At 72.6% G+C, this 24,000-nt stretch carries 12 protein-coding genes, 1 rRNA gene, 2 pseudogenes and 1 riboswitch (1 of these 16 cut by a window edge); of the genes and pseudogenes, 8 read left to right on the top strand and 7 right to left on the bottom strand.

Annotated features, from left to right (window positions below):
- Window positions 1-90 precede the first annotated feature (90 nt).
- Window positions 91-238: riboswitch (cyclic di-AMP (ydaO/yuaA leader) on the top strand.
- A gap of 11 nt (window positions 239-249) precedes the next feature.
- Together ACOBQB_RS27585 and ACOBQB_RS27580 are read left to right on the top strand one after the other, a co-directional pair.
- Complete coding sequence (locus ACOBQB_RS27585; RefSeq protein WP_423595278.1) at window positions 250-1,344, top strand: M23 family metallopeptidase; 1,095 nt, start codon at window positions 250-252, stop codon at window positions 1,342-1,344.
- Between the two features lie 92 nt (window positions 1,345-1,436).
- Complete coding sequence (locus ACOBQB_RS27580) at window positions 1,437-2,381, top strand: aldo/keto reductase (RefSeq protein WP_423595276.1); 945 nt, start codon at window positions 1,437-1,439, stop codon at window positions 2,379-2,381.
- A 25-nt stretch (window positions 2,382-2,406) separates the two neighbouring features.
- Here the strand turns inward: ACOBQB_RS27580 and ACOBQB_RS27575 are convergent, their stop codons facing one another.
- From ACOBQB_RS27575 to ACOBQB_RS27560, 4 genes and pseudogenes are all read right to left on the bottom strand, one after another.
- Window positions 2,407-3,795, bottom strand: a complete 1,389-nt coding sequence (locus ACOBQB_RS27575; protein ID WP_423595274.1) for a PrsW family intramembrane metalloprotease — start codon at window positions 3,793-3,795, stop codon at window positions 2,407-2,409.
- A gap of 54 nt (window positions 3,796-3,849) precedes the next feature.
- Window positions 3,850-4,720, bottom strand: a pseudogene (gene trmB, locus ACOBQB_RS27570) (tRNA (guanosine(46)-N7)-methyltransferase TrmB).
- Window positions 4,721-5,146: 426 nt separating this feature from the next.
- Entirely contained in the window at window positions 5,147-6,355 is a 1,209-nt protein-coding gene (gene lhgO, locus ACOBQB_RS27565; protein ID WP_423595272.1) for an L-2-hydroxyglutarate oxidase, read from the bottom strand.
- Between the two features lie 101 nt (window positions 6,356-6,456).
- Window positions 6,457-7,902, bottom strand: coding sequence for an MFS transporter (locus ACOBQB_RS27560; protein WP_423595270.1), 1,446 nt, complete (start codon window positions 7,900-7,902; stop codon window positions 6,457-6,459).
- A 947-nt stretch (window positions 7,903-8,849) separates the two neighbouring features.
- Between ACOBQB_RS27560 and ACOBQB_RS27555 the strand changes: the two are divergent.
- Window positions 8,850-10,933 (top strand): annotated as a pseudogene (locus tag ACOBQB_RS27555) (asparagine synthase-related protein).
- A 117-nt stretch (window positions 10,934-11,050) separates the two neighbouring features.
- Window positions 11,051-14,764 carry an AfsR/SARP family transcriptional regulator gene (locus tag ACOBQB_RS27550; protein ID WP_423595268.1) on the top strand — a complete coding sequence of 1,238 codons (3,714 nt, stop codon included), beginning with the start codon at window positions 11,051-11,053 and terminating at the stop codon, window positions 14,762-14,764.
- Here the strand turns inward: ACOBQB_RS27550 and ACOBQB_RS27545 are convergent.
- Both ACOBQB_RS27545 and ACOBQB_RS27540 read right to left on the bottom strand, forming a co-directional pair.
- Window positions 14,761-16,698, bottom strand: coding sequence for a sigma-70 family RNA polymerase sigma factor (locus ACOBQB_RS27545; protein ID WP_423595266.1), 1,938 nt, complete (start codon window positions 16,696-16,698; stop codon window positions 14,761-14,763). The two genes, ACOBQB_RS27550 and ACOBQB_RS27545, sit on opposite strands and share 4 nt — an antisense overlap.
- Before the next feature lie 202 nt (window positions 16,699-16,900).
- Window positions 16,901-17,677: a TetR/AcrR family transcriptional regulator gene (locus tag ACOBQB_RS27540; RefSeq protein ID WP_423595264.1), complete on the bottom strand. Its 777-nt coding sequence runs from the start codon at window positions 17,675-17,677 to the stop codon at window positions 16,901-16,903.
- 374 nt (window positions 17,678-18,051) lie between these two features.
- On the opposite strand from ACOBQB_RS27540, the gene ACOBQB_RS27535 reads away from it, so the two are divergent.
- Together ACOBQB_RS27535 and ACOBQB_RS27530 are read left to right on the top strand one after the other, a co-directional pair.
- Window positions 18,052-19,446 (top strand): NAD(P)/FAD-dependent oxidoreductase, encoded by a 1,395-nt coding sequence (locus ACOBQB_RS27535; RefSeq protein ID WP_423595262.1) that lies wholly within the window; start codon window positions 18,052-18,054, stop codon window positions 19,444-19,446.
- 185 nt (window positions 19,447-19,631) lie between these two features.
- The gene (locus tag ACOBQB_RS27530; protein WP_423595260.1) at window positions 19,632-21,308 is read left to right on the top strand and encodes an ATP-binding SpoIIE family protein phosphatase; all 1,677 of its coding nucleotides are present in this window, start codon (window positions 19,632-19,634) and stop codon (window positions 21,306-21,308) included.
- Between the two features lie 4 nt (window positions 21,309-21,312).
- Here ACOBQB_RS27530 and ACOBQB_RS27525 read toward each other — a convergent pair whose 3' ends face one another.
- On the bottom strand, window positions 21,313-22,599 hold the full coding sequence (locus ACOBQB_RS27525; protein WP_423595258.1) for an MFS transporter: 1,287 nt from the start codon (window positions 22,597-22,599) through the stop codon (window positions 21,313-21,315).
- A gap of 122 nt (window positions 22,600-22,721) precedes the next feature.
- Here ACOBQB_RS27525 and ACOBQB_RS27520 point away from each other — a divergent pair, with 122 nt between their 5' ends.
- Window positions 22,722-23,270: a MarR family winged helix-turn-helix transcriptional regulator gene (locus ACOBQB_RS27520; RefSeq protein ID WP_127911820.1), complete on the top strand. Its 549-nt coding sequence runs from the start codon at window positions 22,722-22,724 to the stop codon at window positions 23,268-23,270.
- A 690-nt stretch (window positions 23,271-23,960) separates the two neighbouring features.
- Window positions 23,961-24,000: ribosomal RNA gene (locus ACOBQB_RS27515) — 16S ribosomal RNA — on the top strand (it continues 1,487 nt past the right edge of the window).

The following is a 24,000-nucleotide window of genomic DNA, read 5'->3' as shown; positions in this document are numbered from 1 at the left end:
ATCAAACGGAACAGCTTGGAATACGGCACCACTGTCTATTAACGTTCGATAACGCAGCGCGGTCGTCCCAGCCGTCACTAGAGACGGCTCCGTGCGCACACGCCTAATCCCGCAAGGGAGCCGGGGAACCACCAACTTGGGGTGAATCGGGCACCTGTGCATCCGTGCCGGTGGTCCGTAGGAGACCTTCCTGCTCCGAACCCGTCAGCTAACCCGGTAGGCGAGAAGGAAGGAAAGGAGTGCGCCCCAGTGGCGTCCAACCGGCCTGCCCCCCAAGCCGCGTACATACCGAATGACGACGACTTCGGTGGATACGACCAGGAGACCTGGCAGGGCCAGGAGACCTGGCAGGAATGGAATCCCACCGAGGAGTCCGTCCGTCCCGTCCGCGGCAGGCACCGTGTGCACAAGAAGGGCGGTGGCGGGCTCGCCCGCAGCTCCACCGTGCTGGGTGTCGGCGTCATCGCCGCCGTCGGCGCGGGCGGCATAGCCACCGCGCAGGACGGCAAGGCGCCCGTCTCCATCTCGATGCCCGACCTGGGCGCCGTCACCGACTCGCTGCCCGAGGCCGAGTCCCTGCCCGGCGTGGGCTCCCTCATCTCCGACGACTCCGCGGCGCCCGCGGGCCCCGAGACCGTCACCGCGGCCGCCCCGCTGACCGCCGCCGGTGTCAGCCACACCGACGCCCAGCAGGGCGCCACCGACGCGGGCGAGGCGCTGCGCGCCCGCATCATGCAGCAGGCCGAGAACCAGCAGGACCAGGCGGACGACGCGGTGCGGACCGCGGCCGAGGAGGCCGCCGTCAAGAAGGCCGCCGAGGAGGCCGCCGCCCAGCAGAAGCAGGCCGAGCGGAAGGCCGACGCCCAGGCCGCCGCCAAGAAGAAGAAGGAGCGGGAGGCACGCGAGGCCAAGGCGCTGGCCGAGCGCCGTGCCAAGCTCGCCAAGAGCTACGCGCTGCCCACCTCCTCGTACACCATCACGTCCCACTTCGGTGTCGCCGGCTCCATGTGGTCCTCCGGGCACCACACCGGTCTCGACTTCGCCGCACCGACGGGTACCCCGCTCAAGGCCGTCCACACCGGCACCGTCAAGGAGGCCGGCTGGGCGGGGGCGTACGGCTACCGCACCGTCCTGGAGCTGAACGACGGCACCGAGGTCTGGTACTGCCACCAGTCCTCGATGACCGTCGGCGCGGGCCAGAAGGTCAGCACCGGGGATGTCATCGGGCGCGTGGGCGCGACCGGCAACGTCACCGGACCGCACCTCCACATGGAGGTCCACACCGCGGGCGGCTCCACCGTCGACCCGCTCGCCTGGCTGCAGAGCAAGGGCCTCAACCCCTGACCGGGCCGGAGGCTTGACGTTCATTTGGAGGCTTGACGTTCATTTGGGGGAGCAACCGGAATGCTGTTTTCCTCATGCTCGTTGAGGAACGCATGACTTCTCTTCGTACGCTTGGCTCATCCGACCTTGAGGTCTTCCCGCTCTCCCTCGGCGGCAACGTCTTCGGCTGGACGGCCGACCGGACCGCGTCCTTCGCCGTCCTCGACGCCTACACCGCGGCGGGCGGCAACTTCATCGACACGGCCGACGTGTACTCGGCCTGGGTGGAGGGGAACAAGGGCGGCGAGTCCGAGACCCTCATCGGCGAGTGGCTGGCCGAGCGCGGCAACCGCTCCGACGTCATCGTGGCCACGAAGGCCGGCGCCCACCCGGAGTACCAGGGCCTGGCCCCGGACACCATCAAGCGCGCCGCCGACGCCTCCCTGCGCCGCCTGGGCACGGACTACATCGACCTCTACTACACCCACTACGACGACCCGTCGGTACCCGTCGAGGAGATCATCGGGACGCTGGACGAGCTGGTCGCGGCCGGCAAGGTGCGCGCCATCGCCGCCTCCAACATCACGCCCGAGCGGCTCCAGGAGTCCCTCGACTTCTCCGACCGCGAAGGCCTGACGCGGTACGTCGCGCTTCAGCCGCACTACAACCTCGTCTCCCGCGACACCTACGAGGGCCGGCTCCAGGAGGTCGCCTCGCGCTCCGGCCTCGCCGCCGTCCCGTACTACGCGCTCGCCTCCGGCTTCCTCACCGGCAAGTACCGCCCCGGCACGCGCGTCGAGAGCGCGCGCAGCAGCCGGGTGGAGGAGTACGTGGGCACCGAGCGCGGCGACCGGGTCCTCGCGGCGCTCGACGAGATCGCCGGGGCACATGACGCCCAGGTCGCGACCGTGGCCCTCGCGTGGCTCGCGGCACAGCCCACCGTGGCGGCGCCGATCGCCTCCGCGCGCACGGTCGAGCAGCTGCCGGCGCTACTGGCGGTGGCGGACCTCGAACTGACGGACGCCGAGCTGTCGGCGCTGACGGCGGCTTCCGCCTAGGAGCCGTCAGGAGCCGTCAGGAGCGTCAGGAGCGGTAGGGGTTGTGGACCGGGTGGCCGTACGCCGGATAGGGCTGCGGCTGCCCGTACTGCGGCTGCCCGTACGGAGTGGGGGCGTGCGCGGCAGGGGCGTACGGGGCGTGGGGGTACGGGGTGTGCGGGTGGCCGTGGGGCGCGTACGGCATGGGGAGCCTGACCGGGGTGATCGCGCGGGCGGCGTAGCCCAGGGCGGGGCGGGCCGGTTCGCGGCGCTCCCAGAGCTTTTCGAGCAGCTCCCGCTCGCGTACGACGAAGTCGGCGCCCGCCCGGCCGCGACGCCCCCGGTGGCGCAGCAGCGCCAGTGACGTCGCGTACGTCTCGTACTCCATGACCGCACGGCCCGCGGCCTTCCCCCAGGTGTACGAGGCGTAGTCGCGGGCCAGCGCGCGGGCCCGCATCGAGCCGAGCGCGTACGGCTCGGGCGGGGTGAGCCAGCCGGCCGCCCCGTACACGGGCAGCTCGGCGCGGATCATGCGCAGGTCGCGCTGCCTCAGCCAGATCGCCAGCCAGGTCAGCAGCCCGAACGCGGGCAGCATGAAGAGCGCGTACACGGCGAAGAAGCCGTACTGGCCGAAGACCGCGGAGCCGTTCCACAGCGCGTGCATGCCCATGGCGAGCAGCAGTCCGGCGATCGGCAGCAGCACGCGGCGCAGGCGCAGGCGCTCCGCCGAGAAGGCGGCGAGGCCGAAGCCGATGCCGGTCAGGACCGTGAAGAGGGGGTGCGCGAACGGCGACATGACCACGCGTACGAAGAACGTCGCGGCCGTCACGGAGGCGAGGCCGCTCTCGCGGCTGAGCTGGTCGGTGACGAAGGCGTTGCCGAGGTAGAGGATGTTCTCGGTGAACGCGAAGCCCGTCGCGGTCACCCCGGCGATGACCATGCCGTCGACGATGCCGGTGAAGTCGCGTCTGCGGAAGAGGAAGACGAGCAGGACGGAGGCGGCCTTCGCCGACTCCTCGACGATCGGCGCGATGACCGTGGCGCCCAGGGTGTCGGCGCTGGTGGGGTCCGCGGTGGCGGTGGCTATCCAGCGGATCGCGAAGCTGTTCGCGACGATCGCGATGAGAGCGGCCGCGCAGGCGCCCCACGCGAAGGAGAAGAGGAGGTTCCGCCAGGGCCCCGGTGCCACCCGGTCCAGCCAGCGGAACGCGGCGACCAGCAGCGGCACCGGCACGGTCGCGAGGCCGAGCCCGACGAGGAAGCCCTCGGTGCCGGTCTGCTCCCTGACCAGGGCGAGGATGACGAGGCCGGACAGCGCGAGCAGCGTGACGAGTCCCGCCACGCGTATCGCGCGCCGCTGCCACCAGTGGGCGCGTCGGATTTCCCCCGGAGCGGGTGCCTCGGGGGGAATCGGATACGGAGGACTGGTGGCCACGTCGTTGACCCTAACGAGGGATGGAGGTGGCCGCGACGGGGCCTTCGTCCGCCGCTACTTGCCGGCGCCCGTCCCGAGTTGGTCGACGCGGCGGAACAGCAGGTCATGCACCACGTGCCCCTTCTTCAGACCCTGGCCCTCGAAGCGGGTGAGGGGGCGGAAGTCCGGGCGCGGCGCGAAGCCGCCGTCCTGCCGGGTGTTCTCGAAGTCGGGGTGCGCGGTGAGCACCTCCAGCATCTGCTCGGCGTACGGCTCCCAGTCCGTCGCGCAGTGCAGGAGCGCGCCGGGCTTGAGCGAGGGCGCGGCCAGCGAGAGGAATTCCGGCTGGATCAGGCGGCGCTTGTGGTGGCGGGCCTTGGGCCAGGGGTCGGGGAAGTAGACGCGCAGTCCGGCGAGGGACTCGGACGGGAGCATCTCGCGGAGCAGGATGATCGCGTCGCCGTTGGCCACGCGGACGTTCGTGAGGCCGCCGCGCTCGGCGAGCCCGAGGAGATTCCCCTGGCCGGGGGTGTGCACGTCGACGGCGAGGACGCCGGTGCCGGGGTCGGCGGCGGCCATCTGCGCGGTCGCCTCGCCCATGCCGAAGCCGATCTCCAGCACGACGGGGAGGTCGGGCGGGGGCCCCGCTCGTCCGCGAACAGCTCGCCGAGGTCGAGCGTGCGCAGGCCGTCGATGTCCAGGCCCCACATCGGCCAGAGCCGCCGCAGGGCATCACCCTGGCTGGTGGTCACCCGGCTGCGGCGCGGCTGGAAGCTGCGGATCCGCCGCTCGTGGTGCGAACCGGCGGGGTCGGGTGAGGGCCCACCGGGAAAGCGGGGGCGGCCTGCGGACGACCGGTCCGGCCCGCGCCCGACTCGCCTCCCTCGGGAGCGCGGGGGGCGCCGGTGGCTTCGTTGGCTTCGGGGGTGTGGGGTGACTCAGACACAGTGCGGCAATTTTACGGCCCGCGCGCCGGGGCGTGGTCCGGCCGGTTGTTGGCACGTGTGCGGACCGGATGTGGCCGGGCGCGCAGTTCCCCGCGCCCCTTTGGGTGCCTTGCGGGCGCCCGGGGCCGGCAGCTGCCCTGCCCAGGGGCGCGGGGAACTGCGCGCTCAGCCGTATGCGGTCCGCAGCGCACCGGGAGTCCGGTCTGTATTGGCGGGTGCTGGGCTTACGGTGGCGGGGCCGGCAGCTGTCCTGCCCAGGGGTGCGGGGAACTGCGCGCTCAGCCCTATGCGACCCGCAGCGCGCCAAGCGCCCGGCCACATCGGCGCGCGCGGGGCTTCGGAAGGCCGGCCACCCCACCCGGCGGGACGTCACGAGGCCGGACGCGCCCTCTCCAGCCACCCGGGGGGCACGGGCTCACCCCCGCTCAGCCCAACGCGGCCAACGCCCGCCGAGCGACCTCCCGCCCGATCGGCAGCGAAGCCGTAGCGGCAGGCGACGGCGCGTTCAGGACATGGACCGTGCGCACGCCCTCCCGTATCAGGAAGTCGTCGACCAGCGTGCCGTCCCGCAGCACCGCCTGCGCGCGGACCCCGGCCGGGGCGGGCACCAGGTCGTCGGGCCCGATCCCCGGCAACAGCCTGCGCACCGCCGAGGTGAACGCCGCCTTGGAGGCGGAGCGGCGCAGCTCACCCGCCCCGTACCGCCAGTGGCGGCGGGCTATGCGCCACGATCCGGGCCAGCCGAGCGTGCCGGCCAGCTCACGGGGGCGGACGACCGACCAGGCGTACCCCTCGCGGGCCAGCGCGGGGACCGCGTTCGGCCCCACGTGGACGCCGCCGTCGATGCCCCGGGTGAGGTGGACGCCGAGGAAGGGGAACGCCGGGTCGGGCACGGGATAGACGAGGCCGCGCACCAGCTCGGGGCGGGCCAGTTCGAAGTACTCACCGCGGAACGGCACGATCCGCATGCCGGGGTCGTCACCCGTGAGCCGCGCGACCGCGTCGCAGTGCAGCCCCGCGCAGTTCACCAGGACCGCGCCGCGCACGACGGCGCCATCGGCGGTGCGGACGGCGACGCCCAGGTCGGGGCGGCGGTCCACGCGCACGACATGCCCCGCGGCGCCGTAGCGGATCTCGGCGCCGGAGACCTCCGCCAGGCGCTGCGCCACCGCGCCGTAGTCGCAGACGCCGGTCGTGCCGACGTGGATGGCGGCGAGGCCCCGCACTTCCGGTTCGTACTCCGTGATCTGGGCGGGGCCCAGTTCGCGTACCGGAATGCCGTTCTCCCTGCCGCGCTGGACCAGGGCGTGCAGGCGGGGGAGCTCCGCGCGCTCCGTGGCGACGATCAGCTTGCCGGTGACCTCATGCGGAATGCCGTACTCCGCGCAGAACTTGATCATCTCGGCGGCGCCGCGGACCGCGTATCTCGCCTTCAGGGAGCCGGGGCGGTAGTAGATCCCGCTGTGGATCACCCCGCTGTTGCGGCCCGTCTGGTGGCGGGCGGGGCCGCGCTCCTTCTCCAGCACGGTGACACGGGTGCCGGGGACGGCGCGCGTGAGGGCGTACGCCGTCGCGAGACCGACGATTCCCCCGCCGATCACCAGCACGTCGCAGTCGTTCGCGACCTTCTTCACCGCGCCTCACCTCCCACCACAGATACTGCCCTGCGCCACTGACAACGCCCTCAAACCTGGGGTGGGTGTGTGGTTGATCGCCGCGGATCTCCGCGCCGCGGCTACGCGGGAGCCATCAGCAGCGGCCTGGCGCGCTCACGGAGCTCCACGACCCTCGGCTCGTCCCCGTACGGTTCGAGGCGGTGCAGGAGGTCCCTCACGTACTCGGTGGTCCGCGCCGAGGAGATGCGGCCCGCGACCTCCAGGGCCCGCGTGCCCTGCTCGCACGCCGCGTCGAGGTTGCCGGACTCCAGCTCGGCGACGGCCGAGACGACCAGGCGCAGGCCGTGCGAGCGTACGAACTCCTCCGTGGGGCGGGAGAGCGCCTGTTCCGTGAAGCGGCGGACCTGCCGGGGCGCCTTCAGGTCGCGGTAGCACTCGGCGGCGTCGGCGGCGAAGCGGTCGTAGCCGTAGAAGCCGAGCCAGGTGGGGTCGTTGTCACCGTCGCGGGACCGCTCCAGCCAGCCCTCGGCGGCCCGCAGCGCCGCACCCGCGGCCTGCGCGTCATGGGCACGCGCGTGTGCGCGCGCCTCGACGAGCCGGAAGAAGCTCATGGTGCGGGCCGTCGCGAGCCCGCGGTTGCGCTCCAGGGCGGCCTGCGCGAGGTCGACACCCTCGTCACCGAAGCCGCGGTAGGTCGCCTGGAGGGACATGGAGGCGAGCACGTACCCGCCCAAGGGCACGTCGGCCGCCGCGCGGGCGAGCCGCAGCGCCTGGATGTAGTAGCGCTGGGCGGCCTCCTGCTGGCCTGTGTCGAAGGCCATCCATCCGGCAAGGCGGGTCAGCTCGGCGGAGGCCCCGAAGAGGGCGCGTCCGACCTCGTCGGAGTAGGAGCCGAGGAGCAGCGGCGCCGCCTCGACGCGCAGGCACTCCGGGACCATGGAGGAGCGCCAGTCGCCGCCCCCGTACTTGGAGTCCCAGCGCCGCGCGTCCTCCGCGGCCTCCCGCAGCTTCAGCACGTCGCTGTGGCCGACCTTCATCGGCGCGCTGCCGTCGTCGGCGTGCGCCACGTCGCGTGGCATGTCGCGGGAGGCGTCGCGCGCCACTGAGCTGTCGGCCGGGGTTATGAGCCAGCGTGAGGCGGGCGTCGCGTACGCGCTCACCGCGAAGGAGCCGGCGAGGGACTGCCAAATGCCGCCGCCCGCGCGCCGGCCCGCCAGATCGAGGCGGTACAGCTCCGTGGCCGACTTGACGGCGGCCCCCACGTCACGGGGGAAGGCGAGGCCCACTTCGGGCGCCGGGTCGGCGTCCGCGAGGCCGATCTCGTGCAGAGGCACCGGGCGGCCGAGCTTCTGCCCGATGGCCGCCGCGATCAGGTGGGGGGCGGCGCCCTGCGGCACCATGCCCTTGGACACCCAACGGGCCACCGAGGTCTTGTCGTATCGAAGCGTCAACCCGCGTTGAGCGCCGAGGTCGTTGACCCGGCGTGCGAGTCCCGCGTTGCTGATTCCCGCGAGGGCGAGAACGGTGCCGAGCTTTTCGTTCGGCCCGCGTTGCTCCCTGGACATGCGCCACCCCTCGACACAGACGGCTGCCGGGCGATGGCTGGACCGCTCGGCATTCGTGCTGCGTTCCCCCGGGGGCAAGCGCTACCCATGGCCGCGGCCGCCGTGGCGTGAGCCTCGGACACCGTGGCCGGAATCGCGGCCGCAAGAGCGTTTGGCCGATCCTCCGGGTATATGCCTCCGTTGAAAACATCAGCACACACAGGGTAGTTCGCCGCATCCCAAGCGTTAAGGGGCGCAGTTCCGTATGGCGGGATTGTTGTCCGTACGGAAGTGCGGTGGGGCCCGCGCGTGCTCCCGGTGTGTGGCCGTGCGCCCGTCCGTGCGCTCTTCTCCGGCCATGGGGGGAGCGCTTCCATGGACGACGCGTGGGTCGGCCCGCTGCGCTGGAGTCAGTGGGCTGGGGGACACCGCCGCCTCCATCCCCGCGGGCGGCGGACCGGTCCGGGGGGCGAACACCGCCTCCCGGACTGTGCGTTGCCTTCGAACAGTTCCGTTCTGGGCGTATCCCAGGCCGATTTGGCCGAAAATCACCTACGCGAAGGAACGGGCATTTCGCCCATACGTGGGTGGAGTGCGAGTTGAGCGCGAGTCGGGCGCGAGTTGAGCGCGGCCCGCGCGAGGAGAGTCGAGTACAGCACGCGCGAGGAGAGTCGAGTACAGCACGCGCAAGGAGAGGGGCGTCCCCCGCCCTTCAACCACCGCCCACTGCGGGCGGATTCACCGTCCCCCCCCCGGACGGACGCACCGCCTGGCTCAGGCGGAATCACCGCCTGCCTCGGGCGGATTCACCGCCCACTGCGGGCGGATTCACCGCCGCACAAGCGGCCCCGCGGCCCCTCTCGTGTGCCTCCTTCGTGGCAGCATGGGAGCCCAGTCCTTCGGTGCACCGGTCGGCCGTGCCTCTCGGCGCCTCGCCGACGGTCCGTCCACAGCCTGTGGAGGCAGCGATGCGGTGGTTGGTGGGGTGGAGCAGTGCCGCCGCGACGCCCTCGGCGGCGGGCTCGGCCGGGGCCACCGGTGACGACGGGGAGACCGTGCGGCCCGTGGGCTCCCAACTCCTGTGGGGCGACCCCGACCCGCTCTGGGCCGTCGGCGACTGGCGCCCCGACGAGGTGCGGACGGTGACGGTCGACGCGCAGACCCGCATCGCGGTCCTCGGCACCTGCGGAGCCTCCGCCGAGGAGCTGCGGGTCGGCCTCTTCGCCGCGCGCGGGGGCGCGCTGCGCCACCTGACCGCCTGGTCCGGCAGTTACACCGCGGTCGTCCAGGTCGGCCGCCGCGTCATGGTCGCCGGTGACCTCGCGGGCGCGCGCCCCGTCTTCCACACCCCCTGGGCCGGCGGTACGGCCTACGCCACGGCCGCGCTGCCGCTGGCCGACCTCGTCGAGGCCCACCTCGACATCGGCCACCTCGCGGCGCTGCTCGCCGCTCCGGACGTTCCCGAGGCGCTGCACGACTCGACGCCCTACCAGGGCGTGCGGCGCGTGCCCCCGGGCATGCGCTGATCCTGCGTGCGGGCGCACGGGAGATCGCAGGGTACGAACCGGTCGCCTCGCTCGCCGTCGCCGCTCCCGCCGCCGACGCCGCTAGCGCCGTGGACGGCGTCCGTGACGCCCTCGTGGAGGCGGTACGCGCCCGCCTCACCGCCCCGCGCCATGTGCCCGGCACCGACATCGACCCGGGTCCGGTGCCCGGCATGGGGCCCGCCGAGCGGCGCGCGGCCCGCGGCATGCCGGTGCCGGGCATCGGAGCGGACCTCTCCGGAGGGCCCGCCTCGGGGACCCTCGCCCTCCTTGCGGCCGGTCTGCCCGGCATGCCCGGCACGGTCCTCGGCCATGGCACGGGCGCCGGAGAGCGGCTCCTCGCCGTCACCTTCAACGACCTCGCCGTCCCAGGCCGCGAGGCGGAACTGGAGCGGGCCGGCGTCATCGCCGCCAACCCGCGCCTGCACCACGTCGTCGTCGCCGCGGGCGAGGACGCCCTGCCCTACGCCGAGCTGGACGGGCCCCTGACGGACGAACCGAGCGGCACCCTGGTGACGGCCCAGCGCCACCGCGCCCGGCTCTCCTCGGGCAGCGCGGACCACTTCACGGGCCACGGCGCGCGGCAGGTCCTGGACGCCCATCCGGCGCGGCTCGCCGACCTCCTGATGGACCGTAAGCGCCGCCACCTGGTGCGCCCGGTGGCCGCGCTCGCCAAGGCCGACGGTTCGGTGATGGTCCCCGCGCGCGTGTACGGCGCGGCACGCAAGCTCGCCCGCATGCCGCACCGCGCGGGCGTCGACTCGCTCGCCGACCGGCTGCTGCACCGCCGCTTCGACGAACCGGGCGGGGCCGTGGGCGCCTCGCTGGCGGCCCTGGCGTGGGCCAGACCCGGCCCGGCCGCGCGCTGGCTGACGGGCGAGGCCCTCGCTGAAGTATCGGTTCGTCTGAACGACACGACCATGCGCCCGGGCGGGCCCGGCCAGCGGCCCGGCGAGTTCCGCGCGCGGGCGGCCCTCGCCCGGCACGCCGCGGATCTGCGCATCCTCGAACAGGCGGCCGAGGTCCGCTTCCAGCGGCTGCACGCGCCCTTCCTCGACAACCAGGTCGTCCGCGCGTGCCGGGCGCTCCCCGAGGCCCTGCGCGTCCAGCCGGGGGCGCGAGCCGCGATCCTGCGGACGGTCCTGGAGGGCGCCGGGGTCACCGATCTGCCGCCGGGCTGGGGCGCCCCGTCCCACGCGCCGGGCGCCGCGGCGGCCCGCGCCGGCCTGCGCCTGGCGGTGGAGGACCTGCTCACCGTCTTCGACACCCCGCTGCTCGCGCAGGCGGGGCTGGTCGAGGCCCGCGTCGTCCGCAAGGCGCTGCGCGAGGCCGCCGAGGGCGCGCCGCTCCCGCTGGACGGCCTGGCCGGCCTGGTCTCCACGGAGCTGTGGCTGCGGCGCCTGCTGTCCCGCAGGGGAACATGCTGGACGGGGACCCCGGCCAGGCAACGAGCCGTCCCTACGGGGAGTGTGGTTCCGCAGAGGGGCGCACTGGGAGCAGGGCGGTAAGAACGGCGCGTTTGGAACGGGGCGTCAGGGAGCTTCCGGGGGCTTCACGGGGCCCGCGACTCCCCTCACGCCGGTAAAGCCCGAGCCTTGAGCCGGCCCGCCAGGGAGAATGGTTCGGTGCGGTACGCAATCCTGGGCGCCACTGAGGCGTACGACGACCAAGGCGCCCCCCTGCCCGTAGGGGGCCAGCGGCTGCGCGCCCTGCTCGCCGCCCTGGCGCTCCACGCCGGCCGCACGGTCGTCGTGAGCACGCTCATCGACGAGGTCTGGGCCGACGCCGATGACCCGCCGAGCGACGCGACGGCCGCCCTGCAGGCCCTCGTCGGCCGGTTGCGCCGCGCCCTCGGCAAGGACGCCGTCGTCTCCGCTCCTGGTGGCTACCGCCTCGCCGTCGCCCCCGAGGATGTGGACCTGCACCGCTTCGAGCGCCTCGCCCGGGAGGGCAGGGCTGCCCTGGACCGCGACGACCCGGCTTCCGCCGCCCGCGTCCTGCGTGACGCGCTCGCCCTGTGGCGCGGCCCCGCCCTCGCCGACCTGCCCGACCGGGCGGCCGCGGCGCGCCCCGAGGCCCAACGCGCCGAGGCGGTGCGCGCGCGGATCGAGGCGGACCTGCGGCTGGGCCGCGCCTCCGACGTCGTACCGGAACTGCGGGAACTGACCGCCGGCCGGCCGTACGACGAGACGCTGCGCGCGCTGCTGATCCGCGCCCTGCGGGACGCCGGGCGCGGTGCCGACGCGCTCACCGCCTACGAGGAGGCGCGCCGCGCCCTCGCCGAGGGACTGGGCGCGGACCCGGGCCCGGAACTGCGGGCGCTGCACGCGGAGTTGCTCTCCCCGCCCAAAACGGCCCCGCAACCGCCCCATGCCTCGCAACCGCCCCATGCCGCGCAACCGTCCTACGCCGCGCAGCCGGGCCTTTCGGGGTCGGGACAGCCCGCACGGCCGGGCCTTTCGTGGTCGGAACATCCCGCACGGCCCGGGCAAGCTGCACAGTCCGGACACCCATCACGGCCGGGACAGCCCGCACGGCCCGGATATCCTGCACAGTCCGGGCAAGCTACGCAGTTTGGGCAAGCTGAACAGCCCGGCCTGGCTGAGCACCCCGAGCAGCCCGCGCAACCCAGCCAGGTTGGCCAGCCTGCGCAGCTCGGGCAGCTCGGGCAGCTCGGCCACCCTGCGCAACCCCGCCAGACCGAGCAGCCTGCGCAACCCGGCCAGCCCGGCCATCCTGCGCAGCCCTGGCAACCCGGCCAGCTTGGCCAGCCTGCGCAACCCCGCCAGCCTGGCCAGCCCGGCCAGCTCGGCCACCCCGGCCACCTCGCCCAGTCCGAGCGGAAGGGGAACATCCGTAACCGGTTGACCTCTTTCGTCGGGCGGGAACCCGAACTCGCCGCCATCCGTTCTGAATTGCACAGGGCCCGCCTGGTCACTCTCACCGGACCGGGCGGCTCAGGAAAGACCCGCCTCGCCGAGGAAGCCGCCGCCGGGCATCCGCAGGCATGGCTGGCCGAGCTCGCCCCGCTCGACCAGCCCGAGGCGGTGCCAGGCGCTGTCGTCAGTGCGCTCGACCTGCGCGAGACCGTGCTGATGACCAGCGAGCTGACCGCTCCGCAGGACGACCCGGTCGCCCTGCTCGTCGAGTACTGCGCCGCGCGCAGCCTGCTCCTGATCCTTGACAACTGCGAACATGTGATCGACGCCGCCGCCGAGCTCGCCGAGACCCTCCTCACGCACTGCCCCGGTCTCACCATCCTCGCCACCAGCCGCGAACCCCTGGGCGTGCCCGGCGAATCCGTGCGCCCCGTCGAGCCGCTCCCGCCCGACCCGGCGCACCGCCTGTTCGCCGAGCGGGCCGCGGCGGTGCGGCCCGGCTTCGCGCCGGACGAGGACGCCGAGGCGGTCGCCGAGATCTGCCGCCGCCTGGACGGACTGCCGCTCGCCATCGAACTGGCCGCCGCCCGCCTGCGGTTGCTCACCCCGCGCCAGATCGCCGACCGGCTCGACGACCGCTTCCGCCTCCTGACCAGCGGCAGCCGCACGGTCCTGCCCCGCCAGCAGACCCTGCGCGCCGTCGTCGACTGGTCCTGGGACCTGCTCGGAGAGGCCGAGCGGACCGTGCTGCGCGAGGCGTCCGTCTTCGCCGGCACCTGGGACCTGCCCGCCGCCGAGGCGGTCTGCACCGGCCCCGCCACGGACCTGATCGGCGCCCTGGTCGACAAGTCCCTGATCGTGGCCGTCCCCGGCGCCGGGCCCGAGGACGACGGCATGCGCTACCGCCTCCTGGAGACCATCCACGAGTACGCCGTCGAGCGCGCCGCCGAGACACCCGCCCTGCTCACGGCCGCCGAGCAACGCCACGCCGCCTACTTCCGGGCGCTGGTCGAGCGGGCCGAGCCGCTGTTGCGTTCCGCCGAGCAACTGCCGTGGATCAGGCGCCTGGAAACGGAGCTCGACAACATCCGCGCGGCCTTGCAGCACTCCATCGAGACCCGTGACGTGGAGTCGGCGGCCGCCCTCGCCCTGCACACCGGCTGGTTCTGGTGGCTGCGCAACTACCACCGCGAGGGCTGCGAGTGGATGGGCCGCATCCTGGAGCTGGCCCCCGCCGACGGCCCCGCCGGCCGCCTGACCCTGCCCGACGAGGCCGATCCGCTCTACTGGCCGTGGATGAACCTCCGGTTGCTGCACCTCTTCCTGGTGACGGAGTCCCGCACCGCCGAGGCGCAGCCGGTGGGGACCGAGGGCGACTGGACCGACGTCGGCTACGTCGAACGGGTGCGCGCCGTCTTCGCCCGGCCCGGCCCCCACTCCGCCCGGTTCCCGGGGCTGATCTGGCCGTTCACCATCTTCTTCACCGGCGGCACGCTCGACGACACCCGGCCCGCCGTGAACAAGGCGGTCGAGAACTGCCGACGGTACGGCGGGGACTGGGAGCTGTGCGTCATCCTGATGTTCCGCGGTCACATGGCCATCGACATGAACGGCAACCTCTCGGGCGTCGACGAGGACCTGGCCGAGCTGCGGACACTGAGCGGCCGCGTGGGCGACCGGTGGATGCGCGCCCAGGTGAACAGCGCCGTGGGTGAGGCCGCGATGGCCCGCAGCCGCCACGACGAGGCCCGCGCCGCCTACGACGAAGCGCTGCGCCTCGCCTATGAAGTGGGGGCGTACGCGGAGATGTCGTTCCTCATGGCCCGGCTCGCCGAGATCGCCTACCGCGAGGGTGAGCGCGATACGGCGGAGAAGATCCTCGACGAGGCGGGCACGGAGGCGGACCGCCATGGCGTGACGGACGCACGCACCTTCGTACGGCTGCTGCGCGCGCGGATGGCGCTGGACGACGGCGATCCGCTGCGGGCCAGGGAGCTGATGGAGGAGGTCCGCGAGCTCAAGGCGCAGGGCACGCCGCCGCCGCAGTTCAGGGCCAGTGTGCGCGGGGTGGAGGCCGGGGTCGTCGCCGCGGAGTCCGGCCCGCGGGCAGGCCTGCGCGAGCTGGCCGAGGCGCTGCACGAGGCCGTGGCCGACCACTGCTCGGAGATGATCATCGCGGCTCTCGTGGACATCGGAGCCGCGCTCACCTGCCGGTTGGGTGACTACGGGCGCGCCGCCCGCCTGCTCGCGGCGGCCACGCGCCTGCGGTGCGGCCACCCGCGCCCCATGCCCGAAAGAACCGCCGTGGAGCACCACATGGCGACCGCGTCGGCCGTCCTCGGCGAACGGCAGTACGAGGAACAGTGCGCCAAGGGCGCCTCCCTCACGACCGCACAGATCATCGCGGAGCTGGCGGAGGCCGCCGGGGAGGCAGGGCCCGCCGAGCACGCCCGAGGCTAGGTGCAGCGCACCTTCGACTGGGCCCAGTCCGCCAGCGCCGCCGTGGCGAAGGGCGTCTGCGGCTCGACAGACAGGCGGATGGTCTTGCGGCCGGTGAGGTTCACCCGTACCGGCAGCGCCGGGTCACCGCCCTTGATCACCGGCGAGCGCCACAGTCGTGCCCCGTCCGCGTGGACGGAGAAGCGCACCCTGCCGATCTCCATCGTCATGTCGTCGACACCGACCAGCGCGTCGTACGTCGTGCAGCTGCGGTTCAGGTCGATCGTCACGGAGGACTCGCCGTGCACGGTCACGCCGTGGGAGTACTGCTTGCCGGCGATCGACAGGCCCTGGCGCTGCCACACCCAGCTGCTCTCGCCGAGCCGCATCTCGGGCTTCGTGCCGTCGCCCACGCTGCCGTACTGAAGTTCGCTCCACTGGTACACCACGGGCGCCGGAGGCGGCGGCTTCGGCGCCGGCTTGGGCGGGGTGGGCCGCGGCTTCGGGGGCGGCGGCGGAGGCGTCGGCCTCGGCCTGGGCTTCTCCTTGGGCGGAGGGGGCGGCGCGGGCGTCGGCGTGCGCTTCGGGGACGGCTTCGGCGCGGGCGGCGGCGGTGTCGGCTCGGGCTTCGGCCCCGCCTTCGGCGGTGGCGGGAGTGGCTTGTGCGGCACGACCGACTCGGACACCGCGGGCCCCTTGGCCTTCGGCGGCGGGTTCTCCTTGGGCTTGCCGTCACCACCGGTGAGGGCGATCGCCGCGGCCACCCCGGCCGCCACGACCACACCCGCCGCGATGCCGGCCTTCGCCGGGGCACCGAGCCCCTCGGCGGCGGCGCCCGCGGCGGACCCTCCGGAGGAGCCACCCGCCCCCGCGGCCCCCGCGGCACCCGCGCTCACGGTGCCGCCCCCGATAATCGCGCCCACCTTCGCGTACCCGGCGGCGCCGAACCAGCCGATGACGGCGACGGGCACGACCGCGGGGATGCCGCCCGCGACTTCCTTGATCTGGCCGGCGGCCAGGCGGCACTTGGCGCACTCCTCCAGATGCTTGCGCAGACCCCGCTCGGCGCGGCCGCGCAGGCCGCCACGGGCGTAGGCGCCGAGGCGGTCGGCGTAGCGGGCGCACTCCTCGCTCTCGGTGAGTGTGGCGCTGACGTGCGCCTGGAGATAGGCCTGCTTGAGGCCTTCGCGGGCGCGGCTGGCGAGCACGCGCGTGCCGTTCGCGTCGAGGCCGAAGAGGGTGGCGACCTCGCTCGGGGACTCGTCCTCGACCTCTGTGTGCCACAGCACGGCCTGCCAGCGCTCCGGCAGGCTCCGGAAGGCCTGCATGACCATGGACTGCTCGGCCTCGTGCATCGCGCGGACGTCCGCGCCCAGATCCAGGCCCGCTCCGAAGGAGCCCATGGACACGGTGTCATCACGGGCCTCGGAGCCGCCGCGCACGGCCTGCGCCGCGAACACCGCGAAGTCGTCGACCAGCTGCTCCCGCTTCGCCGACTTCGTCCACCCGGCGGCGACGCGCCTGACCGTGGTCAGCAGATAGGCGCGCACCGCGTGCTCGGGCCCGCTGCCGCCGCGGACGGCCTGGAGCATGCGGGCGAAGACCTCCGCGGTGAGGTCGTCGGCGGTGTGGGCGTCGCGGCAGCAGGTGCGGGCGTACCGGCGGACGGCTTCGGCATGTCTGCGGTACAGCTGCTCGTACGCGGAGTCGTCGCCCGCCCGCATCCGCGCGATCAGATCGGCGTCGGACGCCGGCGCGTCCTTCCCGCCTTCGCGCTGCGGGGGTACGCCGGCGCCGGGCGCCGTGGTGGCTATGTCCGCGGGGTCAGAACTGTCGGCACCGCCCTGAGGAGGCGCCTGCCGGGCGGACAACCCGTCGGCCTCCGTGCCGCCGCTCGCCGAAGGTGTCTCCTCACCGAAGTCGGCGGACGGCTCGTCCCGACCGTCAACACTCATCGCGGAACGCCCCCGGTTGCACCCTCAGACCCGAACACCGGGAAAGAGTGCCACAAGGCCGTGCTCCGGCCGAGGCTCATGGCGGGCAACCACTCGTCCGAGGTGACTTCCCGCAATGGAGCACTATCGTTCACCCATTCGGGGAAGGCTCAACAGCCGCCGTTGTGGGCGGAGTTGAGCCCCCTCTCCCTGGGCGCGTCCGCTACGCGGGCCGCGACCGCAGCCCTTCGAGCAGGATGTCGAGCAGCCGTGACGAAGCCGCCGCCTGCTGCGCCGCGTCCGGCAGCGAGGGCGCCGCCGTCGCGATCACCAGCAGGACGTCCGACACGGTCACGTCCGGACGGAGCTCACCCGCCGCACGGGCACGCTCCACGAGACGCCCGACGACGTCGAGCAGCGTCGCCGCCCCCGCGTCGTCACTCACCGCCGCGGAGACCGACTCCTCGGCGGGCGCCCGGCGCTGTTCCACGAGGCGCAGCTCGGGGGAGTCCGGGCCCGGCTGCCGTTGCTGCGGCACCCGCGCCTCGTCCTCCTCGGTGGCGCCGTCGTCGACGCTCACCCGCAGCACCTGCGGCGGCAGCAGCCGTCCCGCGCCCGACGCCACGGACGTCCGCAGGAAGCGCGAGAGCGCCGACCACGGCTCGTCCTCCTGCCCGAGCGCCGCGCGTGCCTGGTCGGTCAGCCGGGAGGTCTCCTCCTCGGCTATGCGCCGGACCAGGACGTCCTTGCTCGGGAAGCGGCGGTAGACGGTGCCCACACCGACCCGCGCGCGGCGCGCCACGTCTTCCATCGGCGCGCCGTAACCCAGCTCGCCGAAGACTTCGCGTGCCGCACGAAGTACATGCTCAAGATTGCGCTGTGCGTCGACACGCAGCGGTGTCGTGCGCGCTCCTTCCCCCATGTCACGTCCGTTCCCGCCGATGCCGACGGCGGATGCCGACGCGGCAGCGGAAGTCCAGTGGGTCTCCTGAATGCTCATACACGTTCCCCCGGTAATGACGTCTCCCCCCGGAGACACTCCCCGTCATTGGCTACCGGCGTGTTGAGGAGTGATCCCTTCCGCGAGCCCCGCAATGCGGCCCGACGGGCGCATCCCCCGACACCCCGACGTCCCACGAACATAGTTGAGCCTGAGTCAATTCAGAAGGGGTGGGTTCCGCACGGAGCGCCCCCCGATCGGAGTACGCACCGTTTCCAGCCTTATTGCACCCCCGACACATGCCCCTCTCACAGCCGCTGACCTGCGCTCCTTTCCCGCGCCGCGGCAAGCCGCCGAGCGCCCGCCGCGCGCCGCCGCCGGTCACACAAATTGCCGGGCCTGTGGACAAACTCCGGAGCCGGGTGCGTCATGGGATGGTGAAGGCTGCGATCTCCAGCGGGACCACCCCCGCATCCCCGGACTGTGTGCGCGTCCTCGTCGTCGGCGGCGGCTACGTCGGCATGTACACCGCACTGCGGCTCCAGCGAAAGCTGAAGGCGGAGCTCAAGCGCGGTGAGGCCGAGATCGTCGTGATCACGCCCGAGCCGTATATGACGTATCAGCCGTTCCTGCCCGAAGCGGCGGCCGGCAACATCTCGCCGCGCCATGTCGTCGTCCCCCTGCGCCGCGTCCTCGACAAGTGCCGCATCGTCATCGGCGAGGTCGAGGCGATCGCCCACGCCAAGCGCACCGCCACCTTCACCACCCTCGCCACCGAGGAGGAGGGCACGGGGCCCGTCGACATCACGTACGACGAACTGGTCCTGGCCCCCGGCTCCATCTCGCGCACGCTGCCCATCCCCGGCCTCGCCGAGTACGCCATCGGCTTCAAGACCGTCGAAGAGGCCATCGGCCTGCGCAACCACGTCCTCGAACAGATGGACATCGCCTCCTCCACCCGTGACCCCGCGATCCGCGACGCGGCCCTGACCTTCGTCTTCGTAGGGGGCGGTTACGCGGGCGTGGAAGCGCTCGGCGAGCTGGAGGACATGGCGCGCTACGCGGCGCGGTACTACCACAACATCAAGGCCGAGGACATGAAGTGGATCCTTGTCGAGGCGTCCGGGCGGATCCTGCCCGAAGTCGGCGAGGAGATGGGCAAGTACACCGTCCGCGAGCTGCGACGGCGCAACATCGACGTACGGCTGGAGACCCGTCTCGACTCCTGTGAGGACCGCGTCGCCGTCCTGAGCGACGGCGCGCGCTTTCCCACCCGCACGGTCGTCTGGACGGCGGGCGTCAAGCCGCACCCCGTCCTCGCCGCCTCCGACCTGCCGCTCGACGAACGCGGCCGCCTCATCTGCACCGCACAGCTGTCCGTCGACGGCGCCACGCACGCGTGGGCCGCGGGAGACGCCGCCGCCGTCCCCGACGTCACGGCCGACGAGCCCGGCAAGGAGTGCGCGCCCAACGCCCAGCATGCGGTGCGCCAGGCCAAGGTCCTCGGCGACAACATCGTCGCGACACTCCGGGAGCGGCCTCTTCATGAGTACCGGCACAAGTACGTGGGCTCGGTGGCGTCTCTGGGGCTGCACAAAGGTGTCGCGCACGTCTACGGACGCAGGCTGAAGGGCTACTGTGCCTGGTTCATGCACCGCGTCTACCACTTGAGCAGAGTGCCGACCGTCAACCGCAAGTCCCGTGTACTCGCCGAATGGACCCTCTCCGGGCTGTTCAAACGCGAGATCGTCTCCCTGGGGTCGCTCGAACATCCCCGCGCGGAGTTCGAACTGGCGGCCGGTGGCGAGCGCCCGAAGGAGTCCTCCTGACCGGCGTCAGGAACTCCCCGCACAGGACCCACGTCTGATGGTTGTCCGGCCGCACCCGCGAATGTCAGACCGGTCGGCGAGACTGTTCGTGTGACCATGGTCCGGCCGCAAGGCCGACACCAGGGACGTCCGCCCTCGACAAGCTGTGTTCCCGATCCAGAAGCGACACCACGAGGCCTACCGCAGTGAACTTCACGCGCTGGAGCGCCCGGCTCCCCGGAACGCAGCGCCGCGCAGCAGCGCGGACCGAACAGACGATCCCCGCGACCCCGCGCACGGACGGCGCCGTGCCCGCCGCCCGCGCCGAGCGGCGCACCGACGGAGTACGCACTCCGCACGCCGACGGCAGCGGTATTGACGACCTGCCGGTCCGCGAGGTGCTCGACCGCGTGCCGGCCCTCGTCGCCCTCGTGCACGGCACCGACCACCGCCTCGCCCACGTCAACGACGCGTACGTCGCCGCCTTCGGCCCCCGCCCCGTCGGCGAACCCGCGCGCGTGGCGTTGCCCGAACTGGCCGAGCTGGGCCTGCTGCCCCTCCTCGACCAGGTCCTGCGCAGCGCGAAGCCACGCACCGTCAAGTCCCGCAAGGCGCCCGGCGGACGCTCGTACACCTTCACCTGCACGCCCGTGACGCTGCCCGTGGGCGGCTTCGCGGCGGGCACCGAAGCGGGCGGCGGCGTCCTCGTCTTCGCCGCCGATGTCACGGACCACGCCGAGGCCGCCGAGCGCCTGCGCGCCAGCGAGCGCGCCCAGCGCGAGACGGCTGTCACCCTCCAGAAGTCCCTGCTGCCCCAGGAACTGGAGCAGCCCGACGACCTGCGCATCGCCGCCACCTACCAGCCGGGCGGCACCGAGGCCGCGGTCGGCGGCGACTGGTACGACGTGATCACCCTCGGCGGCGGCCGCACCGCCCTCGTCATCGGCGACGTGATGGGCCGCGGCGTGCGCGCGGCGGCCGTCATGGGCCAGCTCCGCACGGCCGTGCGCGCCTACGCCCGCCTCGACCTGCCCCCGCACGAGGTCCTGCAACTCCTGGACGGCCTCGCCTCCGAGATCGACGCCAGCCAGATCGCCACCTGCGTATACGCCGTCCACGACCCCAACGAAGGAAGCCTCGTCTACTCCTCCGCCGGGCACCTGCCGATCCTCGTACGCGACGAGAACGGCACCATCCACCGCGCCGAGGAACCCACCGGACCGCCGCTCGGCACCGGCGGCTGGATGCACACCTCGGGCTCCGTGCCGCTCGGCCCCGGCTCGACGGCTGTCCTCTATACGGACGGCCTGGTCGAGCGGCGCAGCGAGGACATCGACGAAGGGGTGGCCTCCCTGGAGCGCGCCCTGGCCGGCGCCACCGGCACGCCCCAGGTGGTGTGCGACCGCCTGATCCGCGCCCTCGGGGTGACCGCCGACCACGACGACGACGTCGCCGTCCTGGTCCTCCAGCACCCCGCCCGCACCGGCGCGGACGCCGACCTGTTCCGCAACGCCGCCCTGGAGCTGCTCGGCGGCGTGGAAGCCGCCCCACGCGCGCGTGCCTTCGCCACGGGAGTCCTCGCCAGCTGGCGCTTCTCCCCGGAGCTGCACGACCTCGGCGTCCTCGCGGCCAGCGAACTGGTCGCCAACTCCCTCCAGCACGGCACGCCACCGATGCGCCTGCGCCTGCGCCGCACCGACCGGCGCCTGATCATCGAGGTCACCGACGGCGACGACCACCTGCCGCGCCGCCGCCGCGCCGAACCGGCGGACGAGGCGGGACGCGGCATCGCCATCGTCGCCACGATCGCGTCGAACTGGGGCTCGCGCCGCACACCGGGCGGCGGCAAGGCCGTCTGGTGCGAGTTCGCGCTGCCGCGCTAGTCGGTCAGGCGTTCGCGGCCGCGGGCTCCGTGGCGGCCGGACCGCCCTGCGCCACGACCGGGCTCTTGGCCAGCGAGGGCTGGTTCTGCACCGGGCTGAGCCGGCGTCCGAGCCGCACCGCCAAGACCGTGATGCCGAGCGAGAACAGCACGAACGTCACGATGTACGGGACGTGCAGCGCGGCACCCATCGGCCCGCCCACGGCCGGCCCGACCGCGAGTGCCAGCTGCTTCACCAGGGCGAAGGCCGAGTTGTACTGACCGACCATGCCGCTCGGCGCCAGATCCGCGACCAGCGGCGCGACGGTCGGCGACAGCATCGCCTCACCGAGCCCGAACAGGGCGTACGTCGAGACGAACGCGGCGGTGGCCATCGCCTGGCTGCCGTGGCCGAGCCCGGCGTACCCCGCGAGGAGCCACGCGAAGGCCCAGATGAGACCCACGGCCGCGATCACCCGGGACCGCTTGCGCCGCTCGACGAACTTCAGGACGGCGAACTGCGCGATCACGATGACCGCCGTGTTGGCGGCGAGCGCGATGCCGAGCGTCGACGGGGTGATCCCCGCCGCCTCCACGCCGTACGCGGAGAGCCCCGACTCGAACTGGCCGTAGCAGGCGAAGAAGATCACGAAGCCGAGAACGCACAGCTGCACCATGGCCTTGTGCTTCAGGAGCGCGCGCATTCCACCGCGCGGGGCCGAGGCGTCCTTGGGCATCGCGTCCTGGATGGACGGCGCGTGCGGCAGCCGCACGGTCAGCGCGATCGCCGCGAGCACCAGGAACATCACGGCCTCGATCGAGAAGAGCAGGGTGAAGCTGCTCGCGTGGTCCTCGTCGACGATCTGGCCGCCGAGGAGGCCACCGATACCGAGGCCCAGGTTCTGCAGGAAGAACTGCATGGCGAAGGACCGCGTACGAGTGGTCGGCGTCGAGGACCACACGATCATCGTCGCGAGCGCCGGCTGCATGACCGCCGTACCCGCGCCGAGCAGCGCCGCGGAGAGGATGGCCGCCGTCTCACTGGCGGCGACGCCGAGCGCGACCGCGCCCAAGGAGGCGACGACAGCCGACCCCACGAGCACCGGGAGGGGGCCGCGGCGGTCGATGACGCGGCCGGTGATGGGCAGGACGATCAGCGCGGCCATGGCGAAGGCGGCCAGCACGATGCCCGCCGTACTGGACCCGAGTCCCCGCACCTGCGCCACGTAGACGTAGAGGAACGGAACCGTGAACCCGATGCCGAACGCGCTCAGCGCGCTGCCTGCCTGAATACGACGCATCGCTGCGCCCATCGCCCTGGTCACTTTCACCTGCCTTAGGAGTTAGAAGTGAAGACTTCGAAGCTAAAGTTAGGATCTAAACAGTACACACCGAAGGACTTCGATGCCAAGTCGGGCCGTGCCATACTGCGGTCATGGGTGACACCCCCGGCCCGAGCGAGCCGACACTTGAAGAGCAGATCGCCGCGTACCAGCGCGAGTTCCAGGACCTCGACCCCCAGGTCGAGAAGATCGTCTCGGCCCTCGGCCGCCTGAACCGCCGTATGAACGTCGCCTACGGTCGCCAGACCGCGACCCTCGGCATCAGCAACGCCGAGTGGGAGGTCCTCAAGGCCCTCGTCCTGTCCGGCGCCCCGTACCAAATGGGCCCGGGCGAGCTGGCCAAGCGCCTCGGCCTCACGCCTGCCGCCATGACCCACCGCATCGACCGCATGGTGGGGGAGGGCCTGGTCACCCGCGACCGCGACGAGACCAATCGCGTCCGCGTGATCGTGGAGCTGACCGCCGAGGGCCGCGAGAAGTGGCTGGAGGCGATGCGTCTGGCGACGGTCTTCGAGGAGGAGCTCCTCCAGGACCTGTCGGCCGACGAGCGCGGCGTCCTGGACGAGTTGCTGACGCGGCTTCTACGACGGGTGGAGCACGCCCAGCCGGACGCGGGCGGACGCCTCACCGACCTCGACTGACGCCCCGGCCAAGGCCCTGTTTGGCGCCTTGGCCGGTGGGCAGAGGGTGGGGTTGACAGTCACTCGGCCGACCCGTAAGGTTCTTCGGGTTGCCACGGAGCCGTAACGGTTCTGCGGCAGCACTCCCGCCGCTGATCGAGCGGCAAACCAAACTCAGCACGATCTCCCAACGGAACGCATTCGGCATGCCCGAATTCAATTCCACGGCTCGATTATGAGTCGCCGGGAAAACCCGCTAGAGTTTGAGACGTCGGAACGGCCCAACAGCCGCGAGGACAACCCCCGCCGACCGGGAATCAGGCCCGAAAGGATCTGATAGAGTCGGAACCGCCGGAAAGGGAAACGCGAAAGCCGAAAGGCCGGAGCGGGAACCGGAAAGGCACCGAGGAAATCGGACACGAAAGAGTCTGATAGAGTCGGAAACGCAAGAACAAAAGAAACACCGAAGGGAAGCGCCCGGAGGAAAGCCCGAGAGGGTGAGTACGAAGGAAGCGTCCGTTCCTTGAGAACTCAACAGCGTGCCAAAAGTCAACGCCAGATATGTTGATACCCCGGCTCACTTCGGTGAGTTGAGGTTCCTTTGAAAAAGTCCTTCCACGGAAGGCACACAGCGAGGACGCTGTGAACGGACGGGATTATTCCTCCCGACCGTTCCGCTCTCGTGGTGTTCATCCCGATTACGGGAAAACATTCACGGAGAGTTTGATCCTGGCTCAGGACGAACGCTGGC

Source organism: Streptomyces sp. G5(2025) (assembly GCF_049542075.1).
GTDB lineage: Bacteria > Actinomycetota > Actinomycetes > Streptomycetales > Streptomycetaceae > Streptomyces.
Note: the sequence above shows the minus strand (reverse complement) of the source record. Positions and strands in the feature narration are given on the sequence as shown.